The 14,736-nt window shown below is 51.8% G+C and carries 14 protein-coding genes; 8 read left to right on the forward strand and 6 right to left on the reverse strand.

Annotated elements, in window-relative coordinates:
• Nucleotides 1-53: 53 nt before the first annotated feature.
• The 6 genes from MTC_RS03235 (at nucleotide 54) to MTC_RS12775 (ending at nucleotide 4,859) form a co-directional block, all read left to right on the forward strand.
• Entirely contained in the window at nucleotides 54-650 is a 597-nt protein-coding gene (locus tag MTC_RS03235) for a flavodoxin family protein (protein WP_014405243.1), read from the forward strand.
• A complete protein-coding gene (afpA, locus tag MTC_RS03240) occupies nucleotides 647-1,204 on the forward strand; it encodes an archaeoflavoprotein AfpA (protein ID WP_014405244.1) in 558 nt (185 codons plus the stop codon). The genes MTC_RS03235 and afpA overlap by 4 nt, the downstream gene beginning before the upstream one ends.
• Nucleotides 1,205-1,231: 27 nt before the next feature.
• The gene (locus MTC_RS03245; protein WP_014405245.1) at nucleotides 1,232-1,999 is read left to right on the forward strand and encodes a universal stress protein; all 768 of its coding nucleotides are present in this window, start codon (nucleotides 1,232-1,234) and stop codon (nucleotides 1,997-1,999) included.
• A gap of 54 nt (nucleotides 2,000-2,053) precedes the next feature.
• Nucleotides 2,054-2,728 carry a phosphoglycolate phosphatase gene (locus MTC_RS03250; RefSeq protein ID WP_014405246.1) on the forward strand — a complete coding sequence of 225 codons (675 nt, stop codon included), beginning with the start codon at nucleotides 2,054-2,056 and terminating at the stop codon, nucleotides 2,726-2,728.
• A gap of 105 nt (nucleotides 2,729-2,833) precedes the next feature.
• Nucleotides 2,834-4,339, forward strand: coding sequence for a hypothetical protein (locus MTC_RS03255; RefSeq protein ID WP_014405247.1), 1,506 nt, complete (start codon nucleotides 2,834-2,836; stop codon nucleotides 4,337-4,339).
• A gap of 31 nt (nucleotides 4,340-4,370) precedes the next feature.
• Nucleotides 4,371-4,859 (forward strand): hypothetical protein, encoded by a 489-nt coding sequence (locus tag MTC_RS12775; RefSeq protein WP_014405248.1) that lies wholly within the window; start codon nucleotides 4,371-4,373, stop codon nucleotides 4,857-4,859.
• 564 nt (nucleotides 4,860-5,423) lie between these two features.
• On the opposite strand, the gene MTC_RS03265 is transcribed toward MTC_RS12775, so the two are convergent.
• On the reverse strand, nucleotides 5,424-6,413 hold the full coding sequence (locus MTC_RS03265; protein ID WP_014405250.1) for an IS5 family transposase: 990 nt from the start codon (nucleotides 6,411-6,413) through the stop codon (nucleotides 5,424-5,426).
• A gap of 458 nt (nucleotides 6,414-6,871) precedes the next feature.
• On the opposite strand from MTC_RS03265, the gene MTC_RS13015 reads away from it, so the two are divergent.
• Nucleotides 6,872-7,393 carry a hypothetical protein gene (locus tag MTC_RS13015; RefSeq protein ID WP_014405251.1) on the forward strand — a complete coding sequence of 174 codons (522 nt, stop codon included), beginning with the start codon at nucleotides 6,872-6,874 and terminating at the stop codon, nucleotides 7,391-7,393.
• A 335-nt stretch (nucleotides 7,394-7,728) separates the two neighbouring features.
• On the forward strand, nucleotides 7,729-8,460 hold the full coding sequence (locus MTC_RS03275; protein ID WP_014405253.1) for a DNA-3-methyladenine glycosylase: 732 nt from the start codon (nucleotides 7,729-7,731) through the stop codon (nucleotides 8,458-8,460).
• A 141-nt stretch (nucleotides 8,461-8,601) separates the two neighbouring features.
• On the opposite strand, the gene yjjX is transcribed toward MTC_RS03275, so the two are convergent.
• The 5 genes from yjjX to MTC_RS03300 all read right to left on the reverse strand — a co-directional run bounded on the left by yjjX (nucleotide 8,602) and on the right by MTC_RS03300 (nucleotide 14,735).
• A complete protein-coding gene (gene yjjX / locus MTC_RS03280) occupies nucleotides 8,602-9,132 on the reverse strand; it encodes an inosine/xanthosine triphosphatase (RefSeq protein WP_014405254.1) in 531 nt (176 codons plus the stop codon).
• The gene (locus MTC_RS03285; RefSeq protein ID WP_014405255.1) at nucleotides 9,129-9,590 is read right to left on the reverse strand and encodes a phosphopantetheine adenylyltransferase; all 462 of its coding nucleotides are present in this window, start codon (nucleotides 9,588-9,590) and stop codon (nucleotides 9,129-9,131) included. Before MTC_RS03285 ends, yjjX begins: the two co-directional genes overlap by 4 nt.
• Nucleotides 9,587-10,096, reverse strand: coding sequence for a gamma carbonic anhydrase family protein (locus tag MTC_RS03290; protein ID WP_014405256.1), 510 nt, complete (start codon nucleotides 10,094-10,096; stop codon nucleotides 9,587-9,589). Before MTC_RS03290 ends, MTC_RS03285 begins: the two co-directional genes overlap by 4 nt.
• Before the next feature lie 153 nt (nucleotides 10,097-10,249).
• Nucleotides 10,250-11,857 (reverse strand): lysine--tRNA ligase, encoded by a 1,608-nt coding sequence (gene lysS / locus MTC_RS03295; RefSeq protein ID WP_014405257.1) that lies wholly within the window; start codon nucleotides 11,855-11,857, stop codon nucleotides 10,250-10,252.
• Between the two features lie 85 nt (nucleotides 11,858-11,942).
• Entirely contained in the window at nucleotides 11,943-14,735 is a 2,793-nt protein-coding gene (locus MTC_RS03300) for a DEAD/DEAH box helicase (RefSeq protein ID WP_014405258.1), read from the reverse strand.
• Between the last annotated feature and the right edge of the window lies 1 nt (nucleotide 14,736).

The raw sequence follows: 14,736 nt of genomic DNA on the forward strand, positions 1-14,736 counted from the left end.
CCAGAAAACTATTAATATCGCCCGCCCAACTATTTTTATCATAAGAGGCACACATGAGAGTTTTCGGCATCAGCGGAAGCCCCCGCCTGGGGGGCACACACTACGCGGTCAACTACGCCCTGGACTACTTGAAGGATAAGGGCTGCGAGACGAGGTACTTCTCGGCAAGGGGGAAGGATATAAGGTTTTGCATACACTGCGACTATTGCATGAAGGAGAAAAAGGGCTGCATCCAGAAGGACGGCCTGGCGGAGTTTTACGAGGGCATGCAGTGGGCGGACGGGGTCGTCATGGGCACGCCGTGCTACCAGGGCACGCTGTCAGGCCAGCTCAAGGCGATGATGGACAGGTGTCGCGCCCTCGTGGCAAAGGACCCCCACGTTTTCAAGGGCAAGGTGGGAATGGGCCTCGCCGTTGGCGGGGACAGAAACGGGGGCCAGGAGATAGCGATTACCCTGATTAATAATTTTTTCGTCATTAATGAGATGATACCCGTGAGTGGTGGCGCCTTCGGCGCAAACCTCGGCGCATCACTGTGGTCGAAGGATAAGGGGGCCGAGGGCGTGGCGGCAGACGAGGAGGGGCTGCGCTCGCTCAGGATGACGCTTAAGCGTTTCTACGGCGTGCTCGAGGAGAGGAGGATGGCATGACGATACGGATAGCGTGGGGCATCACCGGGTGCGGGGACAAGATAGAGGCCATCGTCAACCTCATGATCGAGCTTAAGAAGAAGTATGGCCTCAAGGTGGACGTCTACACCTCTAAGAACGCGAGGCTGGTGCTAAAGTGGTACAAGCTCTGGGACCTTATAAAGGACGAGTTTTATGACATAAGGGCCGAGGTGGACGCTAACTCCCCTTTCCTGGTGGGTAAGCTCCAGACTGGCCACTACGACATGCTTCTCGTGGCCCCGGCCACCGCGAACACCACTGCCAAGATAGCGCACGGCATAGCCGATACCCTTCTGTCCAGCGCCGTGGCCCAGGCCGCCAAGGCCCGCGTCCCCGTCTACATCTTCCCTCCTGATAACAAGCCCGGTGAGCTCGAGACCATACTCCCCGGCGGAAGGACGCTTACAATATATATAAGAGAGGTCGACGTGGAGAACGTGGAGAAGATACGAAAGATGGAGAGCATAACCGTGCTAGACAGCGTAGAGGGCATCAGGAAGGCTATAGAGGATTTCGTGAATAAAAAACAATAATTTATATTTTTATATGCCAATCATATCATGATGTTCGAGAATATCCTGTACGCTACCGATTTCTCGGAGTCGCCCTTCATGCTCCCCTGCGTGGGCGTCGTAGGGAAGACCAGGAAGATTCACCTTTTACACGTTGTGGGCGAGGGCGCGCGAGGCGACCCCGCGCAATTTGAGCATCAGATGCAGGAGGCAAAAAGCTTTCTGGAGGAATCGCTGGCAGGGCGCGGCAGGGGGATGGAGGTCGATATCCATATTATGCCCGGAGTGCCGGCCCATGAGATATGCGGCGTGGCAAGGAGGCTGAACGTGTCCCTTATCGCCGTAAGCTATCATAGGCCGGGGGGAGGCGGGGATGGCGCTACGATGGACCTGATAAGGAACTGCGACAGGAGCATGCTCGTGATGACTCCAGTGTCCTCGAATATGGTGGATAAGGGCTCCGACGCAATTGACGAGTACTGCGTTAACCTTTTTCGCAGCGTACTGTGCCCCATAGTGGGGGACCCATCGCTGAAGCTGGAGGCGATTCGCTCCCTTAAGGAGGAGGCGAGGCTGGGCAGGATAGCCTTTTTATGCTTCTCTGAGGACGTTAGCCCGATGGAATTGATGGGAGAGATGAAGGGCGTGGGCCTCGATAGCATGGCGATAAAGGCAGAAAAATCGCCTTTGAAGGAGATAATGGGGGCGGCTGAAAAGGTCGAGGCCTCGATTATCATGGTGGATGCCAGGACAGAGATGGGGCTTGCTTTGAGCCTGGCTGGAAGGTCGGAGGTTCCGATGCTGATACTTAAATAGGCCCGACCATCACGTATATCTATTTTTAGGGCGGATAAAGGGTGGGGTTTTCATTTGATTAAGGCGGTCGTGGCGGACATCGACGGCACGCTGACAGACATGCAGAGGCGCATCAGCGTCGAGGCGATAGTGGCGATCCGTAAGCTTCCCATACCCGTGGTGCTCGCATCCGGAAACGTTATCTGCTTCATGAGGGCGGCGAGCAAGCTCATAGGGGCTAGCGAGGCGATGATAGGCGAGAACGGCGGCGTCGTCCAGGTTGGCTATGACTCCCCGCCGGTTGTTTTTGCCGATATCGAGGAGTGCAGGCGTGCCGCCGCCCTCCTCCAGCGGCGCTTTCCGGGCCTTGAGCAGCTTGATGCCAGGTACAGGCTTTCGGAGTTGGCCTTCAGGCGAACTGTCGACGCGAATGAGCTAAGGGCGGCCCTTGATATGGAGTACCCCTCCCTCGAGGTGGTGGACACACAGTTCGCCCTGCATTTGAAGCATAAGAGCGTGAATAAGGGTACGGGCCTTGTGAACGTTGCCTCGATGATGGGCTTTAAGCCGGAGGAGTTCGCGGCCCTTGGCGACTCTGCCAATGACCTTCCAATGTTTGAGGCTGCGGGCCTTGGCCTTGCCGTGGGTAACGCTGTGCCGGAGCTAAAAGATGTCGCCGACTATGTTGCCGTGAAGCCTTATGGCGAGGGCGCTGCCGAGGCGCTCCGCTGGCTTGCCCGGCAGCTATGACTTTATATGTTTGGCGGATTTTTGTCGTGTTTGTTTTTGTGGGCGTAAGTTTTTTATCTTATGAATGCTACTTATTTTCATATATTTGTAATTTAGTGGTTTGTCATGTCAGGTTTTAGGAGGAAACGTGCTGAAGACGCTGTTTCGGAGCTGCAGGACACTTTGGTCCTGCTAGCAATACTAATCATGGCTGTCCTTTTAATAAAAAACCTTGTCGGGGATAACCTTATCCTGAGCCTGCTGGATTTTGGCAAGTTCAAGGTGTGGGGCGCCGATAACGAGGTTTCTTACCCCTCGGATGCGCCCCTCGTGACGATTATAAACCCACCTGACGGCAGCCGGTTCTACGCGGACCATTATACGAGTGTTTCGGGTAGCGTGCAAACCATCCCCAACCGGCATGCCAGCCAGGTGTACTACCGGCTTAATGGGGGCCCGTGGGTCCGGGCGGCGCTTAGTGATAATAACTGGACTGGCGAAGCAAGACGGTACCCTGAGGGGAGTTATCACGTCGAGGCGATAGCCTACGATAGTACGGGCATGGAGTCGCCCACGGCGTCGAGCGCCTTCGAGACGATATGGAGGCCCTACCCCGACGCCGCCTACATGGGGGATGATATCCCAGAGGTCATGACCGCCGGCGATCCTTATAGTGTTCACATTAACTATAGTAATACGGGCTATTTATCCTGGAATAGTAGTGGCGGTTACAGGCTTTCCCCGAGCGGCTCAACCATGAGTTTGCCGCCAATAGGACTGAATACCCAGGTTGAGCCTAACATTAGCCACGTTTTCAGCCTATCAATGGTAGCTCCTTCTCCGGGCGACTACACGGTGGGCTACAGGATGTGGTGTGCCGATTATGAGTGGTTTGGCGAAGAGTTTTCTAAAAAGGTGAAAGTGTTGGAGTCTTATCATGATGCCCGGGTAGTCTCGATGGACATGCCCGCAGAGATGACGGTGGGTGAGACTCGACTCGTTAGCATAGTCATGCAGAACATGGGGAGTGCTGCCTGGTTTGCCGAGGGGAACGGCACTGCTTACCTGTGGATGGTGGACGGCACGTCTGGCGCCGCTTACAAGTTTAACGGGAGCAGTGATCGCATACTAATGGCACCAGGCAGCGTGGTGAGGAGTGGAAATAATTATACTTTCCAGTTTACTATTAAGGCCCCCTCGCCTGGTAGCTACTACACTCAGTATCGGATGGTTTGGGATGGCCACTATGCCTTCGGACAAGTAGCCGGCTGTACTATTAATGTTAAAGCGTTGCCGACTCCTACGCCCGCCCCTACGCAGAGGCCGCCAGCCTCGCCTACGCCCACGCCGGAGCCGCAATACAACGCACACGGAAAGATGACACTATTACATATAAATGGATTTGAGTATACAGGACCTATAAGGTATTTTTATGATGGCCCTCTTGGAAAACATTTTAAGAAGTCTAGTCGTGGAGCAAGTAGTGATAATGATCCTAGGTGGGATTGGGATATTGGAGGACCGAATGGCCATTACAGGATTTATAACGACGTTGATGGGTATTCTGGTGAGCTTCAATTTGAAATGAACAATGGAGGAAATAAAGGAAAGGTGGTATTTAGACAACAATAAATTATTTTAGGTATAGTTTAAGGTGATAATAATGAGATTAAATTTAATAGTAATAATTAGTGGTTTAATTATTATAATAATTTGTACATATATAATATTAAATAATAATTATAAAATTAATAATAATTTAAATAATTCATCTGTGGATTTGAATTTAACTACAAATTTAACACAAATAGACACTATTGAACCAAATAATTCATTCACAATTCCGCCAAATGATTATGTTATAAATCATATTAATTGGTCATCATATCCTAATTTACAAACGGGATATGTATATACTGCTTGTATATCGGAACCTACGGATGTAATTCCATATAAATTTTTAGAAGTCGAAATTGTTACAGAAGTTAAAAATACAGAAAATAAAACAATTATAAAAGAACAGTTAGCAGGTGTAGCTAAAGAAGCTAAAAAAATATATGGTCCTGGCAGCAGTATTGATATTATAGGTACAAAAGATGGTATAGCAAGATGGTTTGCCTCTATTTTACCTTATGAAGATAAAATACGTTAATAATGAGGTTAAACGGCTTTACAATTATAAGGCCAAATCATGATTTTATACATATTACGATAAAGAATGATACTACGACGATCGCTAAAGAAGTGGCTCCATAAAGGCATGGACAGCAAATCAATCCCATATTTTATCAAGTGGCCAACCTTATAAACTCAAAAAGCCAAAGTCAGTACTTGAAATGAAAAGTATAAAGTTTAACGTCGAGGAATGCGATGGGTACTTTGTAGCAGATGCAGCTGATTATGCGATTGTCACCCAAGCAAAAACATGGCTAAAGCTCCTGAGGAACATGGACGAAGCTGTCCGCCTACATTTTGATTTAAAAAGTAATGATAAATACATGGGTGTTCGGTTAAGGTGGTTGAGGGCGTGTTAGGCGTTTAATTATTGGGCATACTATAATAGAGGACTTTGATTATTTAAGTGTTTTCTGTGCAATCGGTCTTTGGTGATGTGTTTTTGGATGTATTTCTGGTGGATATGGGGGTTTTTGTCTTGTTTTTATGCTTGATCATATCTATTCTTCGTCCTTTTTCCCGCTTTTTTAGATAGCTTGCGCTACCCGTGTTTTTTCTTTTTTATGGTGACAAGTTGGTACAGGTTGTAATCCAGGCACCTGAAAAAGTTCTCGGCGTGTACCCGGTGTGAGCGTTTCCGCCTCGTCCTACCATTATGGAAGACTCTTTTTATCACTGAGAACGGCCTTTCCACCAGTGCCCGGATACCGCTGATGAGCCGGTTCTCCACGGCCTGGTATTCGTTGAGCGGCTTGTTCCTCGCCATCTTATGCAAGGTGTAATCAACCGTACCCACGGGCAAATCATGACACCCGGCGTAGCCTTTATCCCTGAACACGTACATGTCGCCCTCTCTAACCAGCGAGACCCGTGAGTCGTGCAGGCTGGCAGTGCTCGTCTCGAACTCGACGATGAGTTGCGACTTGGAGTCCATGAGCACGTGCAGCCTGTCCCCGTGAAACACCCGGCCGTTCTTCACCGTGAAAGTGCCATGATCGTCCATGTGGCTGAGCTGCTTCTCAGTGTAAATTATAGGTTCCTGGTTCTCTTTTTTCTTCTTCTCCTCGCTCATCCTCTTCCGCCCCGTGTCGCTCTCGATGAACGTGGCATCCTGGATCACTCCCTCCCGGACCACGAGGCCCCTAGTTTTAAGCTGCCTCTGCAATTCCGTCCACAAATCAGCAAACAACCCTGTCCGTGCCAATCGTTCCCGAAACCTCCACACCGTGCTGTAATCTGGTATCCGGGCGTCGAAGCCCACGAAATTCATGAAACAAATGTTCGTCTTCAACTGCTGCTCTAATCCAGGATCGCTCAACCCATACCAGGCCTGCAATACGAGACACCTGAACATGACCACCTCGTCATTATGAGGCCTCCCCGCCTTGCCAGGCCCATCATCAAAAACACGGGCAATAATAGGCCGGAAAGCCTCCCAATCAATAACCTGCTTCACAAGATCAAGCCTGTCATCCTGCCTAAGAAACTCGTCATAATACTGCTTGAAGCCCTGATTATACAAATAAGACATGCCAGTAGTCTGGCTTCAAAGTATATAACACTTACTATACAAACATAAGCATACTAATATAAATTTAAAACACAGCTAATACATAGATATTTCAAAACCCTCAATATCATATATTATGTTACATCCAGGCCGCCAGCTTCGCCTACGCCCACGCCGGAGCCGCAATACAACGCACACGGAAAAATGCTATTGAAATTTTATAATGGATACCCCGATTATACTGGACCTATACGATATTATTATGATGGTCCACTAGGTAATCATTTTGAAAGGGCTAGTTATGGTGCAAGCAGTGATAATAACCCTAGATCGGATTGGGATATAGGAGGACCAAACGGACATTATAGGATTTATAACGACGTTGACCATTATTCTGGAGGACTCCAATTCGAAATGAACAATGGAGGAAATAAAGGAAAGGTGATATTTTATAAATAAATTTTTAATTATATATTATAATGATTAAAGGGGTTTTACAAGTGAGGATTAATTTAAAAATAATACTTATATTAATAATTACTATATCTATAATTATCTTTATAGGCATAAATATTAGTAGTAAGCTACATTTATTAAATATAGAAAATAATAACTATAGTAATTTAAATCAAATTAATAATAAATCAAATCAAAATTCTACTGTAATTGATAATAATTCGATTAATATTCCATCTAATGATTCTATAATAAACAATATAAATTGGTCACGTTATCCAAATCTACAAATGGGATATGTTCATTTTGCTCAAGAATGTGAGCCAAATGACATTGTTCCTCATAAATATGTAGCAATCGGAATAATAACCGAAGTAAAAAATTACGATAATAGGACACTAATTTATGAACAATTAAGTGAAATTGCACTTGAAATAAGGCATATGTGTGGACCAAATACAGCTATTTGCGTTTTTGGAACTAATCATGGTATTTTAGAGTGGACAGTTACCATGCGTGTATATGATGACAAAATATACTATTAACTACCTATAGCTCATATTTCACAATGATATTAGCCTTTTTAATTTTTTTCGTATCCTTCTGTTTATGAGACGCCAGGATGGCAAACGATATATCGACATGGTTCCAAAGAGGGTTTGTTATCAAAAATAATCCATAATCCAAAACCCGCATCCAATTAATCATCTGTAGAATATCGGAGGGCTCAATGGACATTATAGGATTTATAGCGATAGTTATTCTGGAGGACTCCAATTCAAAATGAATAATAGAGGAAATAAAGGAAAAGTAATTTTTTAGACAACAATAAAAAAATAACTTGAGTACTATTAACCGATGAAATACTAGAAGGATACCGATGACACCACTGCCAAGGGGCTTCTATGATAGGGATACCATCGAGGTCGCAAAAGAGCTTTTAGGCAAGGTGCTGGTGCGCGAGGCGCCGGCGGGCCGGATGGCCATAAAGATCGTGGAGACTGAGGCGTATGTTGGCCCCCACGACAAGGCCTGCCATGCTAGCAAGGGCATGACCGAGCGCAACAGGGTCATGTTCGGCGAGCCAGGCCACGCCTACGTTTACTTCATCTATGGCATGTACCACTGCCTTAACATTGTAACTGAGCGTGAGGGGTATCCCGCCGCTGTGCTGATCAGGGCCGGGGAGCCGCTGGAGGGCGTCGACGCCATGTGGAGCATGAGAAAGAAGGCCAGGAAAATGGAGGACTTGGCATCCGGCCCCGGGAGGCTTTGCATGGCGATGGACATAGACAGGTCTCTCAATGGCGTGGACATGTGTAAGAAGGGCCCCCTGTATGTTGAAGATGGTAAGGCAGAGAGCTTTGATATTGTGAGCTGCAGGCGCGTCGGAGTGGAATACGCTGGCGAGTACAGGGATAAGCCATGGAGGTTCTACATAAGAGACAGCCCGTCCGTCTCAGTTTTTACCACAGAGGACGCAGAGGCTGATAATCACCACAGAGGGCACAGAGGGCACAGAGGGATTAAACCACAGAGGACGCAGAGGCTGATAATCACCACAGAGAACGCAGAGGATTCTTATATACTCAAGAGGGCTTGCATCCCCTGAGAGACCCCCAACTTTTTAAGATAACTATCATTTTATTAAAAACGATTGACTTGTTATGGATAAGATGGTCTCCGAGGGGGGCGCAAGACCCTCCCCCATTTTCAGGAAATAAAAAGGCCTTTGTGTCCTCTGTGGTGATTATCAGTCTCTGTGTCCTTTGTGGTATAGTATGGGGTTGAGGCGTGGTATGAGTGCCATGAGCACGCTCTGCTCGGTAAGCTGGGTGCGGGTGAGCATCCCATGTGATAGAAAACCAATAGCTCCCTCTTTTTCCCCGAGGTTCTCGATTCCGGCCACCCTGCTCATGACGTCGCCTACCTCCTTGCCGGCCAAAACCTCGTCGAGGACGGTGGGTGGGTACTCGAAGCCGCTGCCGCACCCAAGGGTCAGCCACGAGCCATCGTAGATGGCACAATACTGCACGTCCAGGGTAAACTCGCCAACCCTAAACAGGCCAGCCTCAATCCCTACTCCCATGTCGAACTTCTCCGGGGCGTAAGCGCGCTTAGCCCTGTTTATGGCTCCAATGATGGTCTCCTCCCCGAAGGGCTGCGAGGGGACGCCAGACATCGCCTTCACGCCCTCAACCTCAGCCTCCCCGTACACTCTCCTGAACACGTTCTCCACGGCCTTCACCTTCACCGGGTTGGTCGACCCGACTGCCACCTTCACTCCCCACGCCTCCTCAACAGGTTTCCATGCACGTCTATCTCGCCCCTTACGATCCTCGTCGCGGATATCGGCTTGCCGTCCTCCGCAAGGACGCACTCCACCCTGTATATCTCTATAGGCCTTTTGCCTCGCGCCTTCCTCAGCTCGTTTATCTTGAGGGCGGTCGGGTACGTCTCTGGGGAGACGACTATATAGTCGTAATCCTCGGTCAAGGTGGGCCCATATGGATCGTTAATCTTAAAGATGCGCGGCTCAACGCCTATTTCCTTTATTATCCAATCTCTGAGGGCTTTCTCTCTCTCCTGGTAGCTCTTAACGGGCCTGACGCGCCCCCTGGCGGCCATCTCATCCGAGGTGAGGCCAATGTCCACATCCCTGCTAAGCTCGTACGCCTTTCGGAGCAGCGCCTTATGTCCGTCGTGGAGGGGCTGGAACGTCCCCCCTACCGCCACCCTCATCCCATCGCCTCCTTATATTTTCGGGCCAGCCTCACGTACTCCTCACAGCTATACTCGAGCCGCCTCGCCTGCTCCGGCGTGAGCTTTTTTATTATTTTCCCGGGCACGCCGACTACCAGAGAGCCGTCGGGTACGACGTCCCCCTCCTTGACCACCGCCCCCGCCCCTATGATGCAGCGCTCTCCTATCTTAGCCTTACTCAATATGATGGCGCCCATGCCTATCAGCGAATAGTTGCCTATCGTGCAGCCGTGGATAATCGCCCCATGGCCGATGGTGACGCCCTCTCCTATTAAAACGTCCTCCCCCTTGTCAGCGTGTATGACCACGTTGTCCTGGACGTTCGTCCTCCTTCCCACCGTTATGGAGGCCTCGTCCCCGCGGAGCACGGCCCCATACCAGACGCTGCTCTCCTCCCCGAGGAGCACGTCACCCACGATGCACGCAGTCTTCGACACGAAAGCCGTCTCAGCTATGCGGGGCCTGGATAAGCCGTCGAAAATCATAATTTTCGGTCGTCTATTGGCTCTGATAATGTAAAAATCTATCCTTTGGGCTTGCCATCCACTATTTCAATAATCGAACAGCTCTCGAATGGATTTGGCAGGCGTCTTTAAAACGCAGAGCAATGCCCAAAAAACATAAAAAACCAGGCCCGGTCAGGCCTCCAGCCGGAGCCTCCTCACCACAAAGTCGGTGTCAAGGGCCAGCAAGAACGGGCCCAGCTTCGGGCCCCTCGGCTTTCCAAGAAGCAGCATATACGCAGTCTTAAAGAGCTTCGCAGGCTTAATGCCCCTCCTCTTCGCAATCTCGAATATCTCGTACTGGGTCTCCTCCTCGCTGTGCTTCGCCTCCACGTACCCGGCAAGCTCGGCGAGCGCCTCCTTCTCAGCGGGGTCGATGTCGGGCGGCGCCTCCAGCCTCTCCTTAATCTCTATGTTATACTCCTCAGGGCCATACTTATGTGCCCAGTTGCCGGCCTTATAGACCCTTGCGAGGGCGTCCAGCTCCTGCTGCCTTGTGGCATCCTGTGGCAGGTGGCCGGTCTTCCTGAGTGTCCTCAAGATGTGCTCGTCATTCCTGGAGACGCTCACCATGGCGGCGAAAGTGTAGGGGATGCGCACCTTGCGGTGGTCGACCTTAAGCATCGGATACACCCGATCGGCGAGCTCCCTCTCCTCGGCGTCGGGCGTCTCCACCTCTCTATAGTATACCCGCTCGAACCTGTCGAAGGCGTCCACTATAAAGTTGATATTCCTGACATCTAGATTCTTCTGCTTCATGGGGTTGAGCGAATAGAAATATAAAAACACCTCGGGCTCCATGATCTCCAGCATGTCCTGGGTAATATAGACGTTGCCGTGCCTGGTGGACATCTTGGCGCCGTTAATCAAGAAGAACTCGTAGACCGTGTACACGGGAGGCTGCCTTTTTAAGATTACTCTGGATATCTCCTGCCCGGATGGCCATGAGCCCTCGTAGTGGTCCTTGCCGAAGGGCTCCATCTTGACGTCGAATATCTGCCACTGGGAGGGCCATTCAAACCGCCAGGGCAGCTTGCCATTATTAAGGGACGTGGTGCCCCGATAGCCGCACCCTGGTACCTCGAACTCGCCGGCGAGCGACTTGTCCTCGCACACGTAGTCCACCGACCAGCTTTCCAGGTCAACCGCCGTCGCCTTTGCGGTGATCCTGCCACAGTTCTCGCATATCGGGTTGAAGGGTATGTAGTCCTCAGGGGTGTTCTTCTGGAACTTTGAGATGACCTCCCTGGCGAGGGGTATGTTCGACAGTATCGTGCGCATGGGCGGCTCGAACCGGCCCTCTCTATATAACGCATCGTTGCTGTAGTCCTCTACCTGTACGCCCAGCGCCCTGGCCCCGTCCAGCCACACGTTGTTGAAGTGCTCTGCCCACGAGGAGCAGCACCCGAAAGGATCGGGGACGTGCACATAAGGTATGCCTACATACTTGTTGAGACGCTTAAGCTCCTCCTCGCTCAGGACGTGCCACTTCCCGTCGCGGTCGGGCATGCGCTCCGGGATCTTCCTCAGCGGGTCCCGGTCGTCGCTCGTGTGGACGTGCCTCGTCTTCACGCCCATGCTCTTGAGCGACTCGCTTATAAAGTAGCCCCTCAAGATGTCGTTCAGGTTGCCTATGTGCTTGCCGCCGGATGGCGAGGCGGCGCACTTTACAACCACTTCCTGCCTGCCGTACCTCTCAATGACCTCGTCCGCTATGGAGTCCGCCCAGAATACCCTGTACATGTTATCGGGCAAAAACTAATAATCTCATTATATAAGTCATTTTCTGCCTTTAAGGCGTAGCTTATAAGGCTATGCCAGCCCGGCTTTATACCCAGAAGCGCCTGGTGCGCACGTACTCGCGCTCGGCCCTCAGTATGTCCCTGTAGAAGTCGTCCTCGTCCTCCTTGAGCTTAGCTATGACACGGGAAGCAGACTCAGGGCCCAGGCCCCTGGAGGCGAGGGCTATGACCGCTTTCTTACCATGAGAGAGGACGATATTGCCGTTACGGTATACGCGCTTAACCTTCAACTTTTCGTCCTCCGTCTTAAGCTTTTCAGGGTGCCTCGCCATCTCCATATCCTCCCTCTCCCACGGCTTAAGCGCAGCTATAAACCTGGAGCCGCACACGGGGCAAACAGGAGGGTCCTCCACGTCCTCCACCCTCTTCTTAGCGGAGTACCTCTTACAGTTCAGGCAAAAGAGAAGGACGTGGTCGTTCATGATGCGGTCCTTCAGGGCCATCAAGATGGAGCGGTCGGCCGTCTCGGGGGCCATCAGCTCCCGGCCACCCGTGAAACCTGAGCCTCCAATAAGGCTCAAACGCCCCGCCACGAGGGATATCTCGCCGCTCCTGATCATTTCCAGGGCCTTTTTAGCGTTCTCCACGTCCAGCTTATCGTGGAAGATCTCCCGGACCGCCTCTTCGTACATGGGCGTGCCATCAAATACCTTTAGCAGCTTGCCCATGCTTATGCGCTCGTAGTCCACGTCCCTGGATAGCGCCCCAAACTTGCGGGCGACGTGCACCATCTTCCATTTAAGCAGCATGGTATTCTTAAGGGTCTTCTCGATGATGGGCTCCACGAAGGCCGGGTCAAGGTCGCTGATTAGCTTTACTATGTCAATTGCCCTCACCCGCTTCGGGAGCTCGAGCTTTATCCGGTATGGGTCTATCTCCATGGCCACGCCGCCGCCGAGCCGCGAAGCCAGTAAAGCCGTGACGACCCTGCCAAGGGTTTCGTTCACCTTGTGGCCGAAGCATGCGTTTATCACTATTGTCCGCTCAGCCTCCTCAACCACGACCCTCCTGTCCGTAGGCACCGGGCAGCCTTCATCCAGTTGCCTTCTCACGTAATCGACGAACTTTTTGGCGGTGTGCTCGTCCGTCGGATACCTGGCCATGATGAGGCTTACGGCGGAGCCGCCCTTCATTTCCTCGACGACGCGCCTGACGGCGCCCACTTCCATGGCGACTGCGAAGGGCACGGGTATCTCCTCCCCCGTCCAGGACGGCACCTCAGCCTGGGGGTTCTCAACCGGCTCCACCCTCACCCTGTCCTCGGTGATCTCGACTATTCGCCACATGTCCCCCTTAGTGATGAACACCGCCCCCACCTCAGTGTTAATCACGAACGCCTCGTCCAGCGTGCCCACCATGCGGCCGCTTATCACGTCCTGTATGTCGTAGCGCTTCTCATCCGGTATCATCGACAGGTTCTCGTACATGTATGGCCGCGTCTTGCCCCTCTTGCTGATGACGCCAGCCTCGTTCACGAAGATGACGCGCTCTTCCGCTAGCTGCTTTAAAACCAGGTCGAACTCAATTCTTGATAAGCCCCTATACGGGTATGCCTTTTTAACCAGCTCGAAGATACTATCGGCGCTGATTTCACCATACTCAATGGCTATTGCGCAGACCTGGTTGGCCAGGGCATCGTAAGGCTTGTCGTGCAGACTAACCCCCTCTATCTCACCTGCCATTGCCCGCCTGGCGATGGCCCACGCCTCGCTGGCGTCGTCCTCGTTTATGGCGATGATCGTACCCTTCGACGTCTCTCCAACCCGGTGCCCAGCCCTGCCCACTCTTTGCACCAGCCGGCACACCTCCCTCGGGGACATGTACTGGATGACGTGGCTTATATCGCCAATGTCTATCCCCAGCTCCATGGAGGAGGTACACACCAGGACGGGCACCCGGCCCTCCTTGAAGGCGTCCTCCGCCTCAATCCTCGCCTCCTTCGAGAGCGACCCATGGTGGACTGCTATGGCCTCGCCGAGCCGCCTGAACCTCGCGCCTATAGCCTCGGCAGACTGGCGGGTGTTCACGAACATCAGGGTAGACCTGTTCTCGTGGATGAGCCTGACCATCTCTCTTATCTGGGCGGCTATGTCCGGGTCGGTCAGCAGCTTTTTTGCCAGGCGCTTATCCTCGTTCCCGGCCACAGGAATGGTGACGTGGAAGTCCAGCGCCTTCTCGATGGAGACCTCCACGATGCGGACCCTCCTGCCCACGCCGCCCAAAAAGCTCGCCACATCCTCAGGGCAGCCCACCGTCGCAGACAGCCCTATCCTCTGGAAATCGGCATACCTGGCAAGCCTCTCTAACGCAATCGTGAGCTGGGACCCCCTCTTGGACGAGGCGAGCTCGTGCACCTCGTCGACGATGACGTAGCGGACGGCTTTGAGATGATGCCTCATGCGGGGGCCCAGGAAGATGGCCTGCAGCGTCTCCGGCGTGGTGATGAGCACGTCTGGCGGGCTGAGCGCCTGCTTCCTTCGCTCGTGCTGGGGCGTGTCCCCGTGCCTGACCTCGATGGATACGCCCAGCTCCTTCGACCACTGGGTGAGGCGTTTCAGCATGTCTCTGTTGAGTGCCCTCAACGGAGTGACGTATATCACTTTGAAGCCCTTGCCTTTCTCGCCATTTATCACCCCGTGTAGGGCTGGCAGCATGGCCGCCTCGGTCTTCCCCGTTCCCGTCGGGGCTATTACCAGGACGTTGTCGCCCGACATTATGGCTGGTATGGCCTTTTCCTGGGTCTCAGTGGGCCGGCTGAAGCCCATCGAGGCTAAAGCTGACCGTATCCTGGGGTCAAGCATCTCAAAACAGTCTTTCATG

This window comes from Methanocella conradii HZ254 (genome assembly GCF_000251105.1).
GTDB lineage: Archaea > Halobacteriota > Methanocellia > Methanocellales > Methanocellaceae > Methanocella > Methanocella conradii.

Bases quoted from the DNA above. Each gene is read 5' to 3' on its own strand.
- MTC_RS03235 (WP_014405243.1), top strand. From the start codon at position 54: ATGAGAGTTTTCGGCATCAGCGGAAGCCCCCGCCTGGGGGGCACACAC.
- afpA (WP_014405244.1), top strand. From the start codon at position 647: ATGACGATACGGATAGCGTGGGGCATCACCGGGTGCGGGGACAAGATA.
- MTC_RS03245 (WP_014405245.1), top strand. From the start codon at position 1,232: ATGATGTTCGAGAATATCCTGTACGCTACCGATTTCTCGGAGTCGCCC.
- MTC_RS03255 (WP_014405247.1), top strand. From the start codon at position 2,834: ATGTCAGGTTTTAGGAGGAAACGTGCTGAAGACGCTGTTTCGGAGCTG.
- MTC_RS12775 (WP_014405248.1), top strand. From the start codon at position 4,371: ATGAGATTAAATTTAATAGTAATAATTAGTGGTTTAATTATTATAATA.
- MTC_RS03265 (WP_014405250.1), bottom strand. From the start codon at position 6,413: ATGTCTTATTTGTATAATCAGGGCTTCAAGCAGTATTATGACGAGTTT.
- MTC_RS13015 (WP_014405251.1), top strand. From the start codon at position 6,872: ATGATTAAAGGGGTTTTACAAGTGAGGATTAATTTAAAAATAATACTT.
- MTC_RS03275 (WP_014405253.1), top strand. From the start codon at position 7,729: ATGACACCACTGCCAAGGGGCTTCTATGATAGGGATACCATCGAGGTC.
- MTC_RS03285 (WP_014405255.1), bottom strand. From the start codon at position 9,590: ATGAGGGTGGCGGTAGGGGGGACGTTCCAGCCCCTCCACGACGGACAT.
- MTC_RS03290 (WP_014405256.1), bottom strand. From the start codon at position 10,096: ATGATTTTCGACGGCTTATCCAGGCCCCGCATAGCTGAGACGGCTTTC.
- lysS (WP_014405257.1), bottom strand. From the start codon at position 11,857: ATGTACAGGGTATTCTGGGCGGACTCCATAGCGGACGAGGTCATTGAG.
- MTC_RS03300 (WP_014405258.1), bottom strand. From the start codon at position 14,735: ATGAAAGACTGTTTTGAGATGCTTGACCCCAGGATACGGTCAGCTTTA.